The 18,588-nt window shown below is 70.6% G+C and carries 15 protein-coding genes; 3 read left to right on the forward strand and 12 right to left on the reverse strand.

The window, feature by feature from the left end:
* Positions 1–72: 72 nt before the first annotated feature.
* The 4 genes from mimD to HFP15_RS24390 form a co-directional block, all read right to left on the reverse strand.
* Positions 73–411: a propane 2-monooxygenase effector subunit MimD gene (gene mimD / locus HFP15_RS24375; protein ID WP_168519107.1), complete on the reverse strand. Its 339-nt coding sequence runs from the start codon at positions 409–411 to the stop codon at positions 73–75.
* 5 nt (positions 412–416) lie between these two features.
* Entirely contained in the window at positions 417–1,529 is a 1,113-nt protein-coding gene (locus HFP15_RS24380; protein WP_168519060.1) for an aromatic/alkene monooxygenase hydroxylase subunit beta, read from the reverse strand.
* Positions 1,530–1,548: 19 nt separating this feature from the next.
* The gene (locus tag HFP15_RS24385) at positions 1,549–2,595 is read right to left on the reverse strand and encodes an FAD-binding oxidoreductase (protein WP_168519061.1); all 1,047 of its coding nucleotides are present in this window, start codon (positions 2,593–2,595) and stop codon (positions 1,549–1,551) included.
* Between the two features lie 67 nt (positions 2,596–2,662).
* The gene (locus HFP15_RS24390) at positions 2,663–4,300 is read right to left on the reverse strand and encodes a ferritin family protein (protein ID WP_168519062.1); all 1,638 of its coding nucleotides are present in this window, start codon (positions 4,298–4,300) and stop codon (positions 2,663–2,665) included.
* A 182-nt stretch (positions 4,301–4,482) separates the two neighbouring features.
* Between HFP15_RS24390 and HFP15_RS24395 the strand changes: the two genes are divergently transcribed.
* On the forward strand, positions 4,483–6,267 hold the full coding sequence (locus tag HFP15_RS24395) for a sigma-54-dependent Fis family transcriptional regulator (protein ID WP_312871727.1): 1,785 nt from the start codon (positions 4,483–4,485) through the stop codon (positions 6,265–6,267).
* Between the two features lies 1 nt (position 6,268).
* Here the strand turns inward: HFP15_RS24395 and HFP15_RS24400 are convergent, their stop codons facing one another.
* A complete protein-coding gene (locus tag HFP15_RS24400; protein WP_168519063.1) occupies positions 6,269–9,394 on the reverse strand; it encodes an acetyl-CoA carboxylase family protein in 3,126 nt (1,041 codons plus the stop codon).
* Positions 9,391–10,989 carry an AMP-binding protein gene (locus tag HFP15_RS24405; RefSeq protein WP_168519064.1) on the reverse strand — a complete coding sequence of 533 codons (1,599 nt, stop codon included), beginning with the start codon at positions 10,987–10,989 and terminating at the stop codon, positions 9,391–9,393. Before HFP15_RS24405 ends, HFP15_RS24400 begins: the two co-directional genes overlap by 4 nt.
* Before the next feature lie 42 nt (positions 10,990–11,031).
* Here HFP15_RS24405 and HFP15_RS24410 point away from each other — a divergent pair, with 42 nt between their 5' ends.
* Both HFP15_RS24410 and HFP15_RS24415 read left to right on the forward strand, forming a co-directional pair.
* The gene (locus HFP15_RS24410; protein ID WP_168519065.1) at positions 11,032–11,625 is read left to right on the forward strand and encodes a TetR/AcrR family transcriptional regulator; all 594 of its coding nucleotides are present in this window, start codon (positions 11,032–11,034) and stop codon (positions 11,623–11,625) included.
* 79 nt (positions 11,626–11,704) lie between these two features.
* The gene (locus tag HFP15_RS24415) at positions 11,705–12,502 is read left to right on the forward strand and encodes an alpha/beta fold hydrolase (protein WP_168519066.1); all 798 of its coding nucleotides are present in this window, start codon (positions 11,705–11,707) and stop codon (positions 12,500–12,502) included.
* Here HFP15_RS24415 and HFP15_RS24420 read toward each other — a convergent pair.
* From HFP15_RS24420 to HFP15_RS24445, 6 genes are all read right to left on the reverse strand, one after another.
* The gene (locus HFP15_RS24420; protein WP_312871728.1) at positions 12,399–14,753 is read right to left on the reverse strand and encodes an HAD-IC family P-type ATPase; all 2,355 of its coding nucleotides are present in this window, start codon (positions 14,751–14,753) and stop codon (positions 12,399–12,401) included. The two genes, HFP15_RS24415 and HFP15_RS24420, sit on opposite strands and share 104 nt — an antisense overlap.
* Positions 14,754–14,757: 4 nt before the next feature.
* The gene (locus HFP15_RS24425) at positions 14,758–15,456 is read right to left on the reverse strand and encodes a VIT1/CCC1 transporter family protein (protein WP_210717790.1); all 699 of its coding nucleotides are present in this window, start codon (positions 15,454–15,456) and stop codon (positions 14,758–14,760) included.
* A gap of 99 nt (positions 15,457–15,555) precedes the next feature.
* The gene (locus tag HFP15_RS24430) at positions 15,556–15,948 is read right to left on the reverse strand and encodes a DUF302 domain-containing protein (RefSeq protein ID WP_168519067.1); all 393 of its coding nucleotides are present in this window, start codon (positions 15,946–15,948) and stop codon (positions 15,556–15,558) included.
* A 94-nt stretch (positions 15,949–16,042) separates the two neighbouring features.
* On the reverse strand, positions 16,043–16,204 hold the full coding sequence (locus HFP15_RS24435) for a DUF8730 family Cys-rich protein (RefSeq protein ID WP_168519068.1): 162 nt from the start codon (positions 16,202–16,204) through the stop codon (positions 16,043–16,045).
* Positions 16,205–16,649: 445 nt separating this feature from the next.
* Entirely contained in the window at positions 16,650–17,741 is a 1,092-nt protein-coding gene (locus HFP15_RS24440) for a baeRF3 domain-containing protein (RefSeq protein ID WP_168519069.1), read from the reverse strand.
* 101 nt (positions 17,742–17,842) lie between these two features.
* Positions 17,843–18,475 carry a DUF2267 domain-containing protein gene (locus HFP15_RS24445; RefSeq protein WP_168519070.1) on the reverse strand — a complete coding sequence of 211 codons (633 nt, stop codon included), beginning with the start codon at positions 18,473–18,475 and terminating at the stop codon, positions 17,843–17,845.
* Positions 18,476–18,588: the final 113 nt, after the last annotated feature.

Below are 18,588 nucleotides of genomic sequence, written 5' to 3' on the forward strand. Positions count from 1 at the left end.
GTGGGTACTGGAAGGGTGGTGGCGGGGCTCCGCCATCGCGGGCCCCGCCACCACCGGGATCGGTGTCCGGCCTCAGCCGTGTGCGAGCAGGTCGAAGCCGATGTATTCGGCGGCGTCCTCCGGGTTGGCGAACAGCAGGGTGCGGTCGTCAAGGTGGACCATGCGCCCGTAGTGCGTCGAGCTGATCTCCTCGAAGATCGAGCCGTCGAAGGGCTGGCCCAGTGCCTCGGTCAGCTCGTCGTAGTCGAACTCCAGGAGCTTGGTGCCGTCGACCCGGATCATGGACGGGTACTCGACCAGGGAGACACCCTCCTTGGTCGCCATCACGTCGGCGACGACCCGGCCCACCGGGGTGTTCATCAGCGTGACGCCACACATGTTCGAGGATCCGGCCTGCGAACCGAACTGCATTTCGCTCACTTCGTCAACTCCTTGGGAACGTCGAGCCCGATCTCTTCGAGCAGCTGGGTGAACTTCTCCGTGGTGGCGGCGAGCGAGTCGGCGAACGTGACCGTCTTCTCCGCCGGCTGCGACCAGATCGGCTGCAGCGCGTGCGCCGCCTCCAGGCACGGCGGCACCCACTTCGCGAGCCACTGGCCGAACAGCTTCTTGTTGCTCGCGCCGACCTTCTCGTCGCGGGTGAGCAACTGGAACAGGGCGCGGGTGTAGCCGAGGTCCCGGTTGTAGTCGTGCTCGCCGGTGCCGACGATGGTCGGCGTGATGTAGTCGCCGTTCTTGGCCGAGATCTGCATGACCAGCTCGGACCGGAACAGCTGGCCGACCAGCTGCTCGAACACGACGTTGGTGCCGAACAGCAACTCGGCCCAGTCGCCGACCGCGGTCAGTTCCTCGACGACCTTGCGGGTGGGCTGCCACTCCTCGGCCGAGGCCCACACCTCCTTGTGCACCGAGCCGTCGAACGACTCCAGCGACTCGGACAGGTCCAGATTGAACAGGGCGAGGTCCTGGGCGAAACGCATCTTGTGCGCCGCGTTGACCGCCACCGCCGTGTTGATCATGTTCGTCGGTCCGGAACGCTGGATCGAGGTGAACACGTGCAGCGCCATCCCGTTCTCGGCGTGCATCCAGGCGCCGAGGTTGCGGGAGATGAACTTCTGCCAGGCGGTGTTCCAGCTTCCGTAGGCACCGGCGCGCTTGGCGTTCTCCAGGCACAGGGCGACCTGACGCACCACCGCGGAGTTGTTGCGGTAGATGGTCTGTTCCCACTCCTCGTTGGGGTCGAGGAACGCGTGCCAGTTGGAGGATTTCGCGGCCGTCCACTCCTGCGGGTAGCCACCGGGGCCGTCGCCGAAGCCGTAGATCCAGCCCTGGCTGAGGTGCCGCTCGGGGTCCGGCTGCACGTCGACGGTCACGTCCTCGTACACGGTCGCCCGCAGCTTGGCCGGTTTGAAGTAGTTGTAGGTGCGGCTGGAGGAGCTCGGGAACTCCAGCGCGCCTGCTTCGGAGTCGGTGAACTCCACCTTGGGGAAGCTGCGCACCTTCGGCGCAGACGTTGCACTGCTCGCCATGTGATATCTCCTCTGATATCTACTCGTCACGAACCGACGTGGTGAACTTGTCGTAGAAGACCTGGTCGTCGGGTACGCCTTGGCGCGTGGCCAGCTCCAGCGCGGCGTCGACCATGGGCGGTGGGCCGCACAGGTAGACCTCGGTCCGGTGCAGCTCCGGCTCGCGGGCCTCGGCCACGTCGGTGACCATGCCCCGTTCGGCCGTGACACCGAGGTCCTCGACGCCCGCGTCCGATTCGGAAAGGGCGACGACGAACTCGAAGTCCGCGAGCCGTTCACCCAGTGCGCGGATCTCGTCCAGGTAGAACAGATCCGCCGGGGTGCGGGCGCCGTAGTAGAAGCGGATCCGGCGGGTGTCGCCGGTTTCGCTCAGGTGCCGCAACAGGCCGAGCACCGGTGCCATCCCCGCCCCGCCCGCCATCAGCACCAGGGGAAGGACGTGCCCGTTCTTGAGCGTGAAGTTGCCGTACGGCCCTTTCAGCTCGATCGTGTCGCCGACCGCGATGCCCTCGTCCAGCAGCGACGAGAACTTCCCACCCGGGTACTTCTTGATGACGAACTCGATGTGATCCGATGTGGACGGTGTCGTCGCCATCGAGAACGACCGGTGCTCGTCGGTGCCCGGGATGGTCAGATCCGCGTACTGGCCGGGCTTGAAGTCATACGCCGGCGGGTCCACCGGCCGGAGCTTGAGGCCCACGATGTCGTGCGTGTGCGGCACGATCTCGGCGACCTCGGTCCGGATCTCCTGCAGCGGGGCGGAGTTGAGCAGCTCGTCCTCGTCGAAGTTGAGCAGCTCGATGGTGCAGTCGCTGAAGGCGTGTGCCCGGCACAGCAGCACGAAGCCTTCCTCGACCTCCGCGTCGTTGCAGGCGAACGTCGAGTACCGCTCCATCTGGATCTCGCCGTCCAGCACGTAGGACTTGCACGCCGAGCACTGGCCCTCGCGGCACCCGTGCATGAGGTGGATGCCCTGGCGGAACGCGGCGTCGAGGATCTTCTCGTCCTCGCCGACCTCCATCTCGATGTCGACCGGTTCGAAGGAGATGCGATGCTTGTCGGCCATTGATCTCTCGATTCTCGGGGCGGACGGCGGCGCGGGATCGCCGCCGTCCGCGGGCCTTGAGGACGCCTCAGGCAGCCGTGACGTTGGGGTTGGCGCGGTAAGCCTCGGCCCACTTGTCGCGTTCGGCGTCGGTCATCTGGTTGAGCGTGACGTTCGGGCTGGCGAACTGGATGCCGCGCAGGTCGTCGAGCGTCCACAGCTTCTTCGGGTCGTCCAGGTCCAGATGCGGCTGCGGGATCAGCGTCTTGCCGTCGTCGCGGACGTAGCCCAGGTCCTTGACGATGTCGGCGAGGTCCCGGTCGTGGTGCAGGGTCTCCCACTCGCGCTGCCCGGTCAGCCGGCCCATGTTCGGGGTCGGGCGGCCCTCGTACTCGGGCCGGAAGGCGACCTTGTCGGTCCAGGCGCAGGTCTCCGAGCAGTAGGTGCGCCACTGGCCGTCGACCTTGTCGACGACGAGGTCCTCGCGGACCAGGGCGGGCACCATGCACGTCCAGCAGCGGTGCGGGTACTCGTAGCCGACCTCTTCGAACGCGATCGGCTTGTTGCGGCCCGGGTAGCGCAGCCGGTTGTAGGCCTCCCACCACTTGCCGAACTGGTTGTACCAGCCGGGGTACTTGTGCTCGAACCACTCGAAGTCGGCGTCGCTCATGCCGTCGATGCGCCAGTAGTTGACCGGCCAGCCGGTGGCGAAGAACTGCGCGACGCGGTGCACGTAGAACTTGTTGGTGATCCGGTTCCACGCCTCCTCGACCAGGTCGTGCGGGATGACCAGGCCGTACTTCTCCAGCGGGAGCAGGTAGCTGCGGTAGTAGTCGTCGTAGATCCAGCGGCGCCACATCTCGGCGTAGGACTCGCGGTTCTTGCGGCGGTCCTTGGTGCCGTACTCGATGAACGTGCCGATCGCGGCGTCGACCACGCAGTGGTTGTTCCACCAGGCGTAGCGCAGGTCGCGCTCCAGCAGCGGGCGGTTGCGCTCGTCGGCCAGCGCCATCAGCAGGATGGAGTAGCCGTTGGAGATGTGCCGGGACTCGTCCGACTGCACCGAGTGGAACACCGTCGGCAGCAGGTAGTCGCCGTTGGCGGCGGCCTCGTCGGGCATCGCGACGAACAGCGTGTTGGTGAACGCGGTCTCCGCGACGACGGTCAGGTAGATGTTGGCCGCGGTGATCGCGTCACCGGTGATGAACCCTTCACCGAACTGGCGGCCGATGGTGCCCGCGTAGTTGTTCGCGAACGCCTTCTCCGTGATGTCGAACCCGGCCGGGTCGATGTAGTTGTTCATGTACAGCTTTTTCAGGTTCATCTGGATCGTCGAGTGCCGAACCTCGTCGATCATCTGCACCGCGAGTCCGTTGTGGATCTCGGGGTTGGGCACCGCGTCGATGGCCATCGGCATCGCACGGGCGGCCGAGATCTCCGGGAACGGGATGATGGACAAGAACAGCTTCTGCCACTCCAGCCAGCGCTGCTGCACCTGCCGGAACATGTTGCCCCGGATCGCGCCGTCCATCGCGCCGAAGACGCGATTGTCCTTCTCCTCCTCCATCGGGAAGTACGACCGCATGATCTGCTTGAGCGGGTCCTTCTTCGGCGCCTTCTCGAACGTGTAGTCGGTCCCGAAGCGGGTCGCCGGGGTCGCGAAGGTGGGTTCCCACGACAACTCGGTGATCTTGTTATGCGCCTTGGTGAGACTTTGCCTGCTCAATTCAGCCTCCTTGAAACCGGGGTCTGGCCGCCGGAAGTCGTCACTGACGGAGGAGAGTGTGTTGGGCATCGCAGGTAACTTCTGTCTCATTGTGAGACCGCGGTAACCCGGGGCAGCCGTCACGATGGCTGTCGCGGGCCAATGAGCGCACCGAACAGCGCGTGACGTCAAAGGAGACGGTGGTGACGCAAGGACACCGGTCCAACTCGCCGATCAGCGTCCTGCGGGAGAAGTTTCTCTCGCGCCCCCTGCCCGAACTCCCCGGCGTGCGGGATATCATCTCCGCGTCCTGGCGCCGCGCGCTCGAACACCGGGTCGACACCGACCAGCCCGCCCCCGTCTTCGTCGCCGACCCCGACGGCGAAAGTCTCCTGGTCCGCAGCGCAAAACCGGTGCTGGACAACCTCGCCTCGGAGCTCGGCGACCATCCGGTCGCCATCCTGCTCACCGACGCGGACGGGCTCGTGGTCAGCAGGACCACCGTCGATCGCAGCCTCAACAGCGGCCTGGACCGGATCCTGCTCGCACCCGGCTACAGCTACGCCGAGAGCTCCATCGGAACCAACGGGATCGGCACGACGCTGGAATGCCAGCAGCCGGTGCTGGTGTCCGGATTCGAGCATTTCAACAGCGGTCTCGCCCAGTTCGAATGCGCGGGTGCGCCCATCCATCACCCGGTCCGCGGTCACCTGGTCGGCGTACTCGATCTGACGTCCTGGTCGGGTACCCCCGGCCCGCTGCTGCTGACGCTGGCGCGCCGCACGGCCAAGCAGATCGAGGAGGCGATGCTCGCCGGCGTGGGCGCCCGCGAGCTGGCGTTGCTGCGCGAGTATCTCGCCGCCTGCCAGCGGGGATCGGGCGCGATACTGGCGGTCAACGAGGACGTGGTCATGGTCAACAACCACGCCCAGGAGCTCTACGACGTTGCCGACCGCTCGGCCCTGATCGCGCACAGCGGCGATGTCGCGGGAGCGGCCAAACCGGTCACCGTACTGGCCGATCTTCCTTCCGGGATGGTCGCCCGGCTGGAGTACCGGCCCGTGTACAGCGGGTCGACGCTGGCCGGCGGGTTGTTCCGGGTGAAGAACCAGGCCGCGTCGCGGCGCACGGCCGCGCAACCCGAGCTGAGCCTGCCCGGGGTGGTCGGTGGCACCCCGGGCTGGCGGCAGACCTGCGCCGCCGCGGAGGCGAGCTTCACCGCCGGGAGCTGGCTGGTGCTCACCGGCGAACGCGGCACCGGGAAGACCGCGCTGGCCACGGCCGTGGCACGCCACCGCGCGCCGAGCGGCCCGCTGGTCGTGCGGGACTGTGAGGGCGTCGACGACTACGAGGAGTGGGCGGCAGCGCTGGACGACGAGGTCGCCGGGGGCCACTCGCCCGCCGTCATCCTCCGCCACGCCGACACCCTCGGCACCGAGGGTATGCGGCGGCTCACCGACCTGTTCACGATGTGGCAGGGCGCGCCTCCCGCGCACGCCCCGGTGTGGGTGGCCGTCACCCTCAGCGACGTCTCGCGTGATCCGGATGCCGCCGGATGGCTGATGCCGTTCTTCGCCCACACCGTCGAGGTACCGCCGCTGCGGCACCGGATCGAAGACGTGCGCCGCCTGGTGCCGCATCTGCTGGCCCGGCACGCGAAAAGCCGCGATCTGGAGCCGTCGGACGCGTGCCTGCGCCAGCTCATGCGGCTGCCGTGGCCGGGCAACATCCGGCAGCTCGACCGGATGCTGGCCGAGGTCTCGCGACGCCACCGCTCGGGCAAGATCGAGGTGACCGACCTGCCCGCGGAATGCCGGACGGTCATGCGCCGCCAGCTCACCCAGCTCGAATCGATCGAACGCGACGCCATCGTGCGCAGCCTCGCGGCCAACCACGGCAACAAGGAACGGGCCGCCGCCGATCTCGGCATGTCCCGCGCCACGATCTACCGCAAGATCCGGGCCTTCGGCATCGTCCCAGGCCCGTGACCTACCCGGCGCAGCCGAGCGCCCTGGACAGCACCTCGCGGGTGTCGGCGGGGTCGATGACGTCGTCGATCTCGCCGACGGTCGCGACGCTGAGCGCCTTGCCGCGTTCGTAGTAGCCGGCCAGCAGTTCCTCGTACCGGTCCCGGCGCGCCCGCGGATCGGCGATGGCGTCGAGTTCCTTGCGGTAGCCCAGCCGGACCGCGCCTTCCAGGCCCATGCCGCCGAACTCGCCGGTCGGCCAGGCCACGGTCAGCGCGGTCGAGAGCAGGTCACCACCGGTCATGGCCATGGCGCCGAGGCCGTAGCCCTTGCGCAGCACCACCGCGACCAGCGGCGTGGACAGCCGCGCCCCGGCCACGAACATCTCCCCGAACCGGCGGACGGTGGCGGTGCGTTCGGCCTCCGGGCCGACCATGAACCCCGGGGTGTCCACAAGCGACACCACGGGCAGGCCGCGCTCGTCGCAGATCCGCAGGAACCGGGTCGCCTTGTCGGCGGCGTCGCCGTCGATCGCGCCGCCGAGGTGGCCGGGATCGTTCGCCAGCACGCCGACCGGCCTGCCGGCCAGCCGCGCGAAGGCCGTGACGATCCCGGTGCCGAAGGCCGCCCGGACCTCCAGCAGGCTGCCGCTGTCGAACAACGTCTCCAGCACGGGCCGGATGTCATAGACCCGCACCCGGTTCTCCGGGACGAGGTGCCGCAGCGTGCGCTGGTCCGCGCAGGCGACGTCCCCGGCGGCCACCCCGGTCACCGTGCGCAGGTAGGCACGTGCCGTCGCGACGGCGGCGGCCTCGTCCGGGACCAGCACGTCGACCACGCCGTTGGGCACCTGCACCGACATCGGCCCGACGTCCTGTGGCGCGACCACGCCGAGCCCGGCGCCCTCGATCATCGCGGGTCCGGACATGCCGAGGCTGCTGCCTTCGGTGGCGATGATCAGATCGCACGACGCGGCCAGCGCGGCGTTGCCCGCGAAGCAGTAGCCCGCGACGATCGCGACGGTCGGCACCTTGCCCGCCAGTTCGGCCATGAGCCGGAAGGTGGGCACGTCGAGCTGGGCGACCGCGGAGGTGTCGGTGTCGCCGGGCCGTCCGCCGCCGCCCTCGGCGAAGACCACGACCGGCAGCGCCTGGCGCTGCGCGAGCCGCAGCAGCCGGTCGGTCTTGCGGTGGTTGTGCACGCCCTGGGTCCCGGCGAGCACGGTGTAGTCGTAGGCCAGCACCGCCACGGGCACCCCGTCGACGGTCGCGGTGCCGGTGAGCAGCCCGTCGGCGGGGGTCGCGGCGATCAGGTCGTCCAGCGCGCGGCGGCGGCGCTGGGCGGCGACCACGAACCCGCCGTACTCGGTGAAGCTGCCGGGGTCTACGAGGTCGGCGACGTTCTCGCGGGCGGTGCGCAGTCCCTTGCCGCGCCTGCGTTCGACGGCGGCGGGCCGCGCCTCGTCCAGTGTGATCCGCTTGCGCTCGTGGACCTCGGCGAGATCGGGCCGGACGTGGGCGGGGTCGATGTCGGCCACCACGGCGTCGTGCCCGGCGCCCTCGCCGTCACCGGCGAGGATCAGCAGCGGCGCCCCGGCGGTGACCGCGTCTCCGGTCGCGACCAGTACCTCCTCGACGATGCCCGCCCGGTCGGCGCGGACCACGTGCTCCATCTTCATCGCTTCGAGGACCAGTAGTTCGGCGCCCGCGGCGACCTGCGCGCCGGGAGTCACCGCGAGCTGCACGACCACGCCCGGCTGGGGTGCGGACACGGCGTTCGCGTCCCCGTCCGCGATCTCCGGTGCGGGGTCGGGCTCGCCGGCGAGCTCCGCGGTCCGCGCGTCGACGTAGGCCGTGTCGATGCCACCGGTGGTCAGCGCCGGTTCGGCCAGCAGCGCACGCAGCAGCCCGCGGTTGGTCGGAACGCCGGCGAGGTCGAATTCGGCCAGTGCGCGCGAGGCCCGTGCGGCGATCGAGGCCGCGTCGCCGTGGACGATCACCTTCGCCAGCAGGGAGTCGTAGCGCGGGCTCATCGCGTAGCCGGTGTAGCCGTGGGTGTCGACGCGGATGCCACGCCCGGTCGGCGGCTGGAAGCGGGTGAGCGTGCCCGCGCCGGGCACGACCGTGCCGTCGGCCCGCACCGTCTCGGCGTTGACCCGGGCCTGCAGCGCGGTGCCGCGGCTCGGCACGCCACGGTCGATGCCGAGCTCGGCCAGCGTGCGCCCGGCGGCGAGCCCGAGACCGATCTCGACCAGGTCCAGGCCGGTCACCTCCTCGGTGACCGTGTGCTCGACCTGCAGCCGCGGATTGACTTCGAGGAACACGAAATCCTTGCCCGACACCAGGAACTCGACGGTCGCGAGCCCGAGGTAGTCCCCCACCAGATCCGTCGCCGCACGGTGCAGCGCCGCCCGCAGCGCGTCCGGCAACGCGGGCGCCGGGGCGATCTCGATGAGCTTCTGCCTGCGCCGCTGGGCACTGCAGTCCCGGTCGCCCAGCGCGACCACCCGCGCCCCGTCGCCCGCGACCTGCACCTCGATGTGCCGGGCGCCGGTGAGCAACCGCTCGACGTAGACGGTGCCGTCGCCGAAGGCCGACGCCGCCTCGGAAGCGCAGCGGCGCAACGCCTCGTCCAGCTCCGCGGGATCGGTCACCGGGCGCATGCCGCGGCCACCGCCGCCCGCGCGCGCCTTGACCATCACCGCCCCGCCCGGTCCGAGGCTTTCCAGGAACCGGTGGGCCTCCGCCGCGGGTGCCCCGGCGGGCACCGGAACTCCGGCCTCCTCGGCCCGCGCCCGCGCCGCCGTCTTGTCCCCGAACAGGGCCAGCGTCTCGGGCGAGGGCCCGACGAACGTCACACCCGCCTCTGCGCAGCGCCGCGCGAGCGCGGGATTCTCCGACAGGAAGCCGTAACCGGGGTGCAGCGTGTCGCATCCGGTCTTCACCGCGGCCCCGACGACCGCCTCGGCATCGAGGTAGGCGGCAGGCCCCTCCCCGGGCAGCTCGACCGCCTCGTCCGCGCGCCGGACGTGCGCCGACTCGGCGTCGTCGGCCGGATGGACGGCCACGGTCCGCAGCCCGAGCGCGGCGGCCGTCGCCATGATGCGGACGGCGATCTCGCCCCGGTTGGCGACCAGCAGTGACGTCACCGGTTCTCCCTTCGCAGCACGATCCCGGCCGCTTCGCGGTCCCAGACTCCTTCGTGCACACCGGCCTCGCGCAGCACGTGCTTGTGCACCTTCTGAGTGGGCGTCTTCGGCAGTTCCGCGGCGAACTCCAGGTAGCGCGGCACCATGAAATACGGCATCCGGTCGATGAGGTAGCGGGTCAGCTCCTCCGGATCCACGGTCACGCCCTCGCGTGGCACCACGACCGCCTTGATCTCGTCCTCGGTGAGGGCGGAGGGCACGGCGACGACCGCGCTCTCGTACACCCCGGGATGGCTGTTGATCACGCTCTCCACCTCGAAGCTGGAGATGTTCTCGCCGCGGCGGCGCAGCGCGTCCTTCATCCGGTCGCTGAAGAAGAACCGGCCTTCGGCGTCGGCGCGGAAGGCGTCACCGGTGTGCACCCAGCCTTCGACGAGCGTCTCGGCGGTCTTGTCCGGCAGGTTGTGGTAGCCGCGCATCACCGTCAGCGGCTCGTCCGGGCGCACCCACAGCTCGCCGATCTCACCGGTCGGCACGTCCTTGCCCGCGGAGTCGACCAGCCGCAAGGTGTAGCCGGGGCGCGGGAAGCCGCATTCGCCGCCGACGATCGTCTCCGGCGGCCCGTTGAGCACCACGCCGATCTCGCTCATGCCGTACACGGAGGCGACCTGCACGCCGAACCGGCGGCGGAAACCCTCGACGTCGCTGGCCAGCGGCGCCATCACCGCCAGCTCCAGTGGATTGTCGGCGTCGTCGGGCTGCGGCGCCCGCTGCTGAAGCAGTTCGGCCATCGCGCCGAGCGTGACGGTGACGGTGATGCCGTGCTCGCGCACCGTCGGCCAGAACCGGCTCACGGAGAAGCCGGGCTCGACCACGCAGCGGGACTCGTGGATCAGCGCCTGGTACACGCCGTACCACTGGCCGGCGAGGTGGAACAGCGGCAGCGTGACGAGGATCCGGTCGCCCGCACGCGGCCGCTCCTGGTCCTCGCGGGAGGCGTAGGTGTAGGCGTGCGCGTGCGAGACCAGCACGCCCTTCGACGCCCCGGTGGTGCCCGAGGTGTACATGTAGGCCATCAGGTCGGCGGGGTCGATGCGCTGGGGCGCCACGGGATTCGCGTTGGCGAGCTCGTCGAACCCGATCACCTGGAAGCGTCCGCGCAGCTCGTCGGCCGCCGCGGGATCGCCGTGTACGACGACGGTGCGCAAGGCGGTGAGTTCGCCCGCGATGCGGGCGACGCGCTCGACCTGCCCGGCCTCCACGACGAGCGCGAGCGCGCCGGAGTCGTTGAGGATGTGGCTCAGGAAGCTGCCCTTGTAGGCGGAGTTGACCGGCACCTCGACCATCCCGCCGAGTGCGGTGCCGGTCCAGGCGTGCACCGCGTCGAGCGAGTTGTCCAGCAGCAGCGCGACCGGCTGCTGCCGTTCGATGCCGAGGCCGGTGAGCCCGCCCGCGATGCGCAGCGAGCGTGCGTGGCTTTCGGCGAAGGTGTAGTCGCCGTCCGGTCCGATCTGGGCGAGTTCGTCCGGTATGAACTCCAGCACCCGCTCGTAGACCGCGCTGATCGTCCGACGCTGGACATCAGGTAATCCCATGGCGTGCTACTTTACATTGCTGTCAAGTAGCGGGAGGTGGTCATGCGCGGCATCGGCGGCCGGGCGCTCGCGGAGTCCGAGAAGCGAAGCCTGCTGCTCGACTCGGCCGAGCGCACGTTCTGCAGGCTCGGCTTCACGCGCACGACCATCGGCGCCCTCGCGGACGACGCGGGCATCACCCGCCCGACCGTCTACTCCTACTTCCCGTCCAAAGAGGACGTCTTCCGCGCCCTCGCCGAACGGGTGCGCGACGAATTCCTCGCCCTGCAGGAGAACATCGACACGACCTCGCCCCGCGACACCGGCCGGGTCGGCATCGTCGCGTACCTGCACGCCTACGTCCGCCACCGCGGCATGCTCACCGTGATCCACCACCAGGCGCTGTCCGACCCGGAGATGCGTGCACTGCACGACGAGATCCACGAACGCCCGACCCGCAGACACGCACGTTTCCTGACCCGGCTCGAGGCGCGGGGCGAGGCGTCACTCGCCGTGCCCGCGCGGGCGCTGGCGGAGATGGTGACCGGCATCGCGATGCGCTTCGCCGACCTCGCCACCGCCGACCCGGCCCGGCTGGACGAACTGACCGCCGAACTCGTCGCGGCCTACGAACGCCTCACCGGCCTGCACACGTGATGCGGACGGGCGATGCACGTTGGCGCCGCCGCGCACAAGCCTTAGCCTGAAAAAGGGGTCGCGGCGGAGGTGCCAGTCGATGAGCGAGGGAAACGACGCGGTGCTCGCCAGTGGTATGGCCTGCCTGCGGATCGGTGCCGGACGGCCGTTGGTCATGCTGCCCGGCCTGACCGCACACCACGACCTGCCCCGGGGCATGGACCGCGGCTTCCAGCGCGCGCAGTGCTCGCCGCTGGCCCGGAACCGGGAGGTGTGGTGGCTCAACCGGCGTGCCGGCCTGCCACCGGGCACGACGATGGCCGATCTCGCCGGTGACTACGCCGCCGCGCTGCGGCAGCAGTTCGGCGAGCCCGTCGACGTTCTCGGCGTGTCCACCGGCGGAAGTGTCGCGCTGCAACTGGCGGCCGACCATCCCGAAACCGTGGCACGGCTGGTGATCGTCTCCGCCGCCTACCGGCTCGGTCCCTACGGCCGCGCCTGCCAGCGTGAGACCGCGAGGTGGTTGCGGGCGGGGTCGACCCGGCGCGCCTCGGCCGCGATGATGTCCATCCTGGGTGCGCACGCCACGACCCGCCGCTTCATGCGCATCCTCGGCTGGCTGCTCGGACCGGTCATGCTCGGCCGCGCCGGCACCGACCTGCTTGCCACGATCGACGCCGAGGACGCCTTCGACCTGCACGACCGCCTGGCGGGGATCACCGCACCCACGCTCGTCATCGGTGGTGGCCGGGATGCCTGCTACGGCCGCGAACTGTTCGAGCAGACCGCCGCGCTCATCCCGGGCGGTGCGGCGCTGATCCTTCCCCGGCACGGGCACCTCGGCGTGCAGAACCGCCGGATCGCGCGAGAGGTTCTGGAGTTTCTCGCCCGGCCCTGACCTGGCCGGCCGTTCGCGCGGCGACGAGCGTGAGGGCGCTCCCGACGGCCGCGATCGCCAGCGCGGTGAGCATGGCGCCGGCGTTGGTGGGATCGAGGGCGAAGAACCGCTGACCGAGCGGCACCAGCGACACCAGCGCGAACGCGCCGGCGATGCCCGCGACCAGGCCCAGCTTCCACCACGTGAGCGGCCTCGCGATGGCGATCAGCGCGGCGAGACTGATCAGGAACAGCGTGAGCGTGGCGGCCGTCCGCTGCTGGGTCAGGCTCGCGTCGCCCTGGGCGTGCACGAGGAAGTAGCAGCCGAACGTGGCCGCGGCCGCCACCACCCCGACCGGCACCGCGATCCGCAGCACGCGGCGGATCAGCTCGCCGCGGACCCGTTCGGTATTCGGGGCCAGCGCGAGGAAGAACGCCGGAACGCCGATGGTCAGCGTGCCGATGAGGGTCAGATGACGGGGCAGGAACGGAAACGGCAGCCGCGCCGCGCCGATCGCGACCGCCAGCACCGTGGCGTACACGGTCTTGATCAGGAACAGGCTCGCCACCCGCTGGATGTTGCCGATCACCCGCCGCCCCTCGGCGACCACGTGCGGCAGCGTGGCGAAAGCGTTGTCCAGCAACACGATCTGGGCCACGGCGCGGGCGGCGGGGCTGCCGGCGCCCATCGCGACGCCGATGTCGGCCTGCTTGAGGGCCAGCACGTCGTTGACTCCGTCGCCGGTCATCGCCACGCCGTGGCCGTCGGCCTGGAACCCGGCGACCACCTCCTGCTTGCGTTGTGGCGTCACCCGCCCGAACACGGCGGAGGCGGGCAGATGGAGCCCGGCCGCGATGGCCCCGACCGAGACCGCGTTGTCCCCGGACAGAATCACCACCGACACGTCCTGCTCCGCGAAGTAGTCCAAAGTGGACGCGGCGTCGGGGCGGATCTTCTGTTCCAGCACGACAAGCGCGACCGGTTCGACGTGCCCGGGTGCCCTGTCGGTGTCCACCGCACGGTCGGAGCGGCCCAGCAGCAGCACCCGCATCCCGCGCGCGGCGAGTTCGTTCGCCGAGCCCAGCACCGGGCTGTCCGCGGGCAGCAGGGCCTCCGGCGCGCCGAGCACCCAGTTGCCGTGACCGGTGAAACTGGCCCCGCTCCAGCGCGTGACCGAGGAGAACGCCGCACTGGCCGTGACTGCCCAGCCGGGGCCGGCGGGGTAGGCCGCGGCGATGGCCCGCATGCTGGCGTTCGGACTGGAATCGGCCGCGGCCAGCGCCGCCAGCGCCCGGGTGGCCTCGGGGTCCTCCGCGCCGACCGGGTGCAGCCGGCCCAGGCGCATACCGGTTTCGGTGAGCGTGCCGGTCTTGTCCGTGCACACCACGTCCACCCGGGCGAGTCCTTCGATCGCGGGAAGCTCCTGCACGAGGCAGTGCCTGCGGCCCAGCCGGATCACGCCGACGGCGAACGCGATGCTGGTCAACAGCACCAGGCCCTCGGGCACCAACGGCACCAGCGCGGCGACCACACCGCGGACGGTGTCGGGCAGGGTCTGGTTGCCGCGCAGCTGCCCGTAGAGGGTGACCGCGGTGACGGGCACGAACAGCCAGGTGATCCACTTCAGGATGCGGTCGATACCGGCCCGCAGCTCCGAGTGGGCGAGGGTGAACCGGCTGGCCTCCGCCGCCAGCCGGGCGGCGTAGGCCTGCGCACCGACGTGCGTGGCCCGGTAGCGGCCCGCTCCGGCGACGACGAAGCTGCCGGACAGGATGCTGTCCTCCGCACGTTTGGCGACGGGATCCGCCTCGCCGGTCAAGGCCGACTCGTCCAGCTCCAGACCCGTCGCGGACAGCAGCGTGCCGTCGACCATGAGCTGCTCGCCCGGCCCGAGTTCGATCACGTCGTCGCGGACCAGCTGATCGGGGGCCAGGTCGGTCAGCGCCCCGTCGCGCCACACCCGCGGCCGGGCCTCGCCGAGGATGGCCAGCCGGTCCAGCGTCTGCTTGGCGCGCCATTCCTGCACGATGCCGATCGCGGTGTTGGCGAGCACGACCATCCCGAACAGGGTGTCCTGGACCGGCCCGACGATGACGATGACGACGAAGAGCGCTCCGAGAATGGCGTTGAACCTGGTGAACACGTTGGCGCGCACGATGTCGGCGAGCGGACGGCTGGTGCGGCGCGCGACGGTGTTGGTCTCGCCCCGCTCGACGCGGTCGCGGACCTGCGCCGCGGTCAGTCCGCGCCCCGGCTCGGTCGCCGTCGTCACGTCGTCAGAGGCCGGACACGTGCGCGAGCTGGCCGACGGCGGCGGTCACCAGCATGGCCAGACCGCCGCCCAGCACCACGCGCAGCGCGGGCCGCGGCACGGCGATGCCGGCGAACCGGGCGCCGAGGACGCCGGCCACGGCAAGACCTACCAGCGCCACCACCACGATCAACCCGACGCGCACGGCCGCGGTGGGGCCGAGCAGGCCGAGGAACGGGACCAGACCGCCGGCCAGGAAACTGGCGGCCGAGGCCAGCGCCGCCTGCACCGGGCGGGCCGCCGTGGATTCGCTCTGCCCGAGTTCGTCGCGCAGATGTGCCCCGAGCGGATCGGCCTCGTGCAGCGCCTCGGCCACCTGCGCGGCCAGCGCCTCCGGCAGGCCGCGGTCCCGGTAGATGCCGGCCAGTTCGGCCAGCTCCGCCTCCGGGTTCTCGGCGAGCTCGCGCTCCTCCTTGGCGCGGTCGGCCCGCTCCACGTCGACCTGCGAGCTGACCGAGACGTACTCCCCCGCCGCCATCGCCATCGATCCGGCCGCCACTCCGGCGACACCGGCCGTCACGATGGCCGCGCTCGCGGCCCCGCTGGCCGCCACGCCCACCATCAGGCTGGCCGTGGACACCAGGCCGTCGTTGGCGCCCAGCACCGCCGCGCGCAGCCACCCCGCGTGCTCGGCACGGTGGGTTTCGGCGTGCGGATTCATCATGTCGAAAAAGCTCACGGTGTCAGCCCCATTCGTCGCGTTCCCACGCGATGGTCCCCGCGGCCGGCGGCCGCGGGAAAGGGCCGAGGGCTCTCTTCGAGACTACGAAGGTCCCAGCGTGTCCAGCGCCTTGCGCAGCCGCGCGGCGGCCTCCTGGGCGACCGGCGTGAAGCCCGGTTCGCCGGTCGAGGAGACCATGATCTCCGGGTCGAGCGCCTCGACGATCGTGGCGCCCTCGTCCTCGCGCACGACCACGTTGCACGGCAGGAGCAGGCCGATCCGGCGGTCGACGCCGAGTGCGCGGTGCGCGAGCGGCGGGTTGCAGGCGCCGAGGATGAGGTAGCGCTCCATCTCCTCGCCGAGCTTCTCGCGCAGCGTGGCCTGCACGTCGATCTCGGTGAGCACGCCGAACCCCTGCTCCTTCAGCGCGGCGCGAGTACGCTCGACCGCCGCGTCGAAGGGCAGATCGAGCCTGACCGTGATGCCGATGTCCATCGAACAATCCTTTCCTCTGGCGGGAATCCGACGTTCCCGCGGTTAGGTTGCGGGCGGGTGCGGCCCGCGCCCGGACGGGCCACACCCGTGCTCGTCACCGGCGGCCGAAGGGCCACCGCGAACGCGGCTGCTGCGGCTCCGACGCGCACGAACAACGCCGCGAGGCGGGAACGTCGCCGAGCACCTGCTCCACGTGCTGGCCGCAGCCGCGGTAGGTGGGCTTGTTGCAGCGCGGGCACGTCACTCTCTGACACATGATCATTTCTCCTCTTCGTGATACCCCAGGGGGTATACAGACCACGATAGCGGGAGGAGTTGTGGCTCGCAAACCAAGGCGTCCTACGCCACGTCCCTTTCCCCCTCGATCGGAAGGGTCTACCGTAACTCCGTACTGCTCTCGGCCGTCCCGGTCGAGGTTTGCCCCGCACGTCTCGTTGGTACGCCATGGCACACCCGCACTCACCTCGTGTCTGGATGAAACTCTCCTGCGACGTGGCCGCCGCCAGAAGCAACAGCATCGCGGCGTGTCACCGGGCCACCGACGCCCAGAAGGCGGCGTGGCGCGAGGCCTCGCGTGCCAGAGAGCTACGCCGCCTGTGCGCGTGCTGGCACATGCAAGCCGATGGCGCGCAGGTCCGGGCTCGCCGGCGCGGTCGCGGCCTCGCGTGGCCGTCTCGTCCCGGTGTCAGCCCATGGCCCGCTCAGTACCTGAACACCGCCGCGACGGCCCCACCGCCGGGCACGTCGGCGGCGGAGACCGCGTAGACGTTCCCCCCGGTCCGGAGCGTGTGAATCGCGGCTGATTCGACCACTCCGTCGTCCTGCCCGGATGAGCCCACCGGCAGGAACAGGCACTCGACCCGGCCCGCCTCGGCGGCCACGACGACGGCGGAAACGTCGTCGGATGCCAGCCCCGTACCGGCCGCCTCCCGGTAGCGGGCCGCGGCGGCGTCCCGGCCGCGCATCGCTTCCGGCCCGGCCAGCTCCCATGCGCGCGCGTGCAGCTGCGCCGGCGGTACCCGGTCCGGGCTGCCGGCGATCCCGGCGTCCAGGACGTGCGGGTAGCGGGTGATCTCGCGATAGGCCGCCCGGACGTGGTCGACACCGGCCAGTACGAGCGGCCGGCGTTCGCCAGCCAGCACCGGATCGATCGCACCGCTGACCGCGTGCAGGTACCGGCCGAGCCGTTCCTTCTGGATCTCACCGCCGATTCCCTGGCCGTGCACCACGGTGCGGACCTTCACACCGGCCCGCACGCCGAAATGCCGGTTGCGGCGTCTGAGCGGCTGGTCGTAACGCAAGGCGTCCGCGACCCCGTGCGGCAGACAGGGCACCGGCACGATCCGCAGTCCCGACCGCGTTCCCCGGTACAGCCGCGCTTCGTTCTCGCTGAGCGCGAGCACGAAGAAGCTCCGGTCGCTGCTGAGCAACGGCAGCAGCGGATACACGCGGAAGCGATCGGCGACGACGACCAGCTCGTCGAAGGACACGGGCAGCCGGTAGGCGCGCCACCAGCCGTCGCGAAGGAACACCGCGAGACCCTCACCCCGATCCCGCCAGAAACGCTCGTCCTCGCCGAGATCGCGCGCCGGCGCGAGCAGTTGCTCCGCGGCCGGCCTGCGCAGCCCGCCGCGCATCAGCTCCGCCTGGGCGCGGTGGATCAGGTTGGTCAGTTCGAGTGGATCCTGCTGGGTATCCGGCCCCGCGCGATGGGTGGTCAGATACAGCGACACCGATGGCGAGCGTGGCTGCCCGAGCAACGTGTCGAGGTCCTGCCGGGAAAACGAGTCCACGGCGGCTCCCTTCGCGTCCTGTCGCCGACGTCCGAACCGTCGCGCCGGCCCGCTGCCGCGCACAGAGGCGAAAGTCCCCCGTTGTCCGGACGGGTCGGTGGTCAGGTGGCCGGCGGGTTGTGCGCGATGAGGATGCGGTGTGCTTCCTGCGCGGCTTTCGCGGCACGGTCGGCCGCGGGCTCGCTCGACGGTATCTGTTCCAGCCCGCGCGCGAGGACGCTGACCGCCTCGGTCAACGCCTGGACCTTGTCCTCCAGCGAGTCGATGTGCGCTCGCCCGGGCGCGGTGTGGGCCGAGGTCTCCGCCGTGACGCTTTCGCCTTCGAGTTCGCCACGCAGGCTCGCGGGCATCAGCGCGAAGACGTGGTCGAGCTGTCCCGGCGAGCACAGCGCGTTCAGCGCCGCGGAAACCGCGCCCGCCGCCGCCGGCACGTCGTCCGGGCTGATCGCGGCCTGGTCGGCGAACAGGTTGGTGAACCAGGCGGCGTCGTAGCGCAGCGGTACCTTGCTGGGTGTCCAGCCGTCGTAGTACACGCCGCGCAGGAACTCCGGCAGCTGCGCCGCGAAATGGACCGCGGTGTCCACGGTGAGCCGGTCGCGCACGAGGTGCAGCCACGTGCGCAGCACCCGGTAGGCGTAGTGACGGTCGTCGGTCCCGAGGTGATGAGCGGTCACCGACAGCCATTCCTGAGCCGTCTGATGCGCCGAGGCCAGCGGATCGGGCTGATGCGTCATCGGGTCCTCCCTGAAGTTTCCTGATGAGACTTCAGGCTTGCTGATGAACGCGGCCCCGGGACAGGGACCTTCGGCTCGACTTCCGCCGGATGGGGAGGACTTGGGCCGCCGGT

It is taken from the genome of Amycolatopsis acididurans, assembly GCF_012328925.1.
GTDB lineage: Bacteria > Actinomycetota > Actinomycetes > Mycobacteriales > Pseudonocardiaceae > Amycolatopsis_E > Amycolatopsis_E acididurans.

Coding starts and splice junctions, on each gene's coding strand:
- mimD (WP_168519107.1), bottom strand. CDS start 411: ATGCAGTTCGGTTCGCAGGCCGGATCCTCGAACATGTGTGGCGTCACG.
- HFP15_RS24380 (WP_168519060.1), bottom strand. CDS start 1,529: ATGGCGAGCAGTGCAACGTCTGCGCCGAAGGTGCGCAGCTTCCCCAAG.
- HFP15_RS24385 (WP_168519061.1), bottom strand. CDS start 2,595: ATGGCCGACAAGCATCGCATCTCCTTCGAACCGGTCGACATCGAGATG.
- HFP15_RS24405 (WP_168519064.1), bottom strand. CDS start 10,989: ATGGGATTACCTGATGTCCAGCGTCGGACGATCAGCGCGGTCTACGAG.
- HFP15_RS24410 (WP_168519065.1), top strand. CDS start 11,032: ATGCGCGGCATCGGCGGCCGGGCGCTCGCGGAGTCCGAGAAGCGAAGC.
- HFP15_RS24415 (WP_168519066.1), top strand. CDS start 11,705: ATGAGCGAGGGAAACGACGCGGTGCTCGCCAGTGGTATGGCCTGCCTG.
- HFP15_RS24425 (WP_210717790.1), bottom strand. CDS start 15,456: ATGATGAATCCGCACGCCGAAACCCACCGTGCCGAGCACGCGGGGTGG.
- HFP15_RS24430 (WP_168519067.1), bottom strand. CDS start 15,948: ATGGACATCGGCATCACGGTCAGGCTCGATCTGCCCTTCGACGCGGCG.
- HFP15_RS24435 (WP_168519068.1), bottom strand. CDS start 16,204: ATGTGTCAGAGAGTGACGTGCCCGCGCTGCAACAAGCCCACCTACCGC.
- HFP15_RS24445 (WP_168519070.1), bottom strand. CDS start 18,475: ATGACGCATCAGCCCGATCCGCTGGCCTCGGCGCATCAGACGGCTCAG.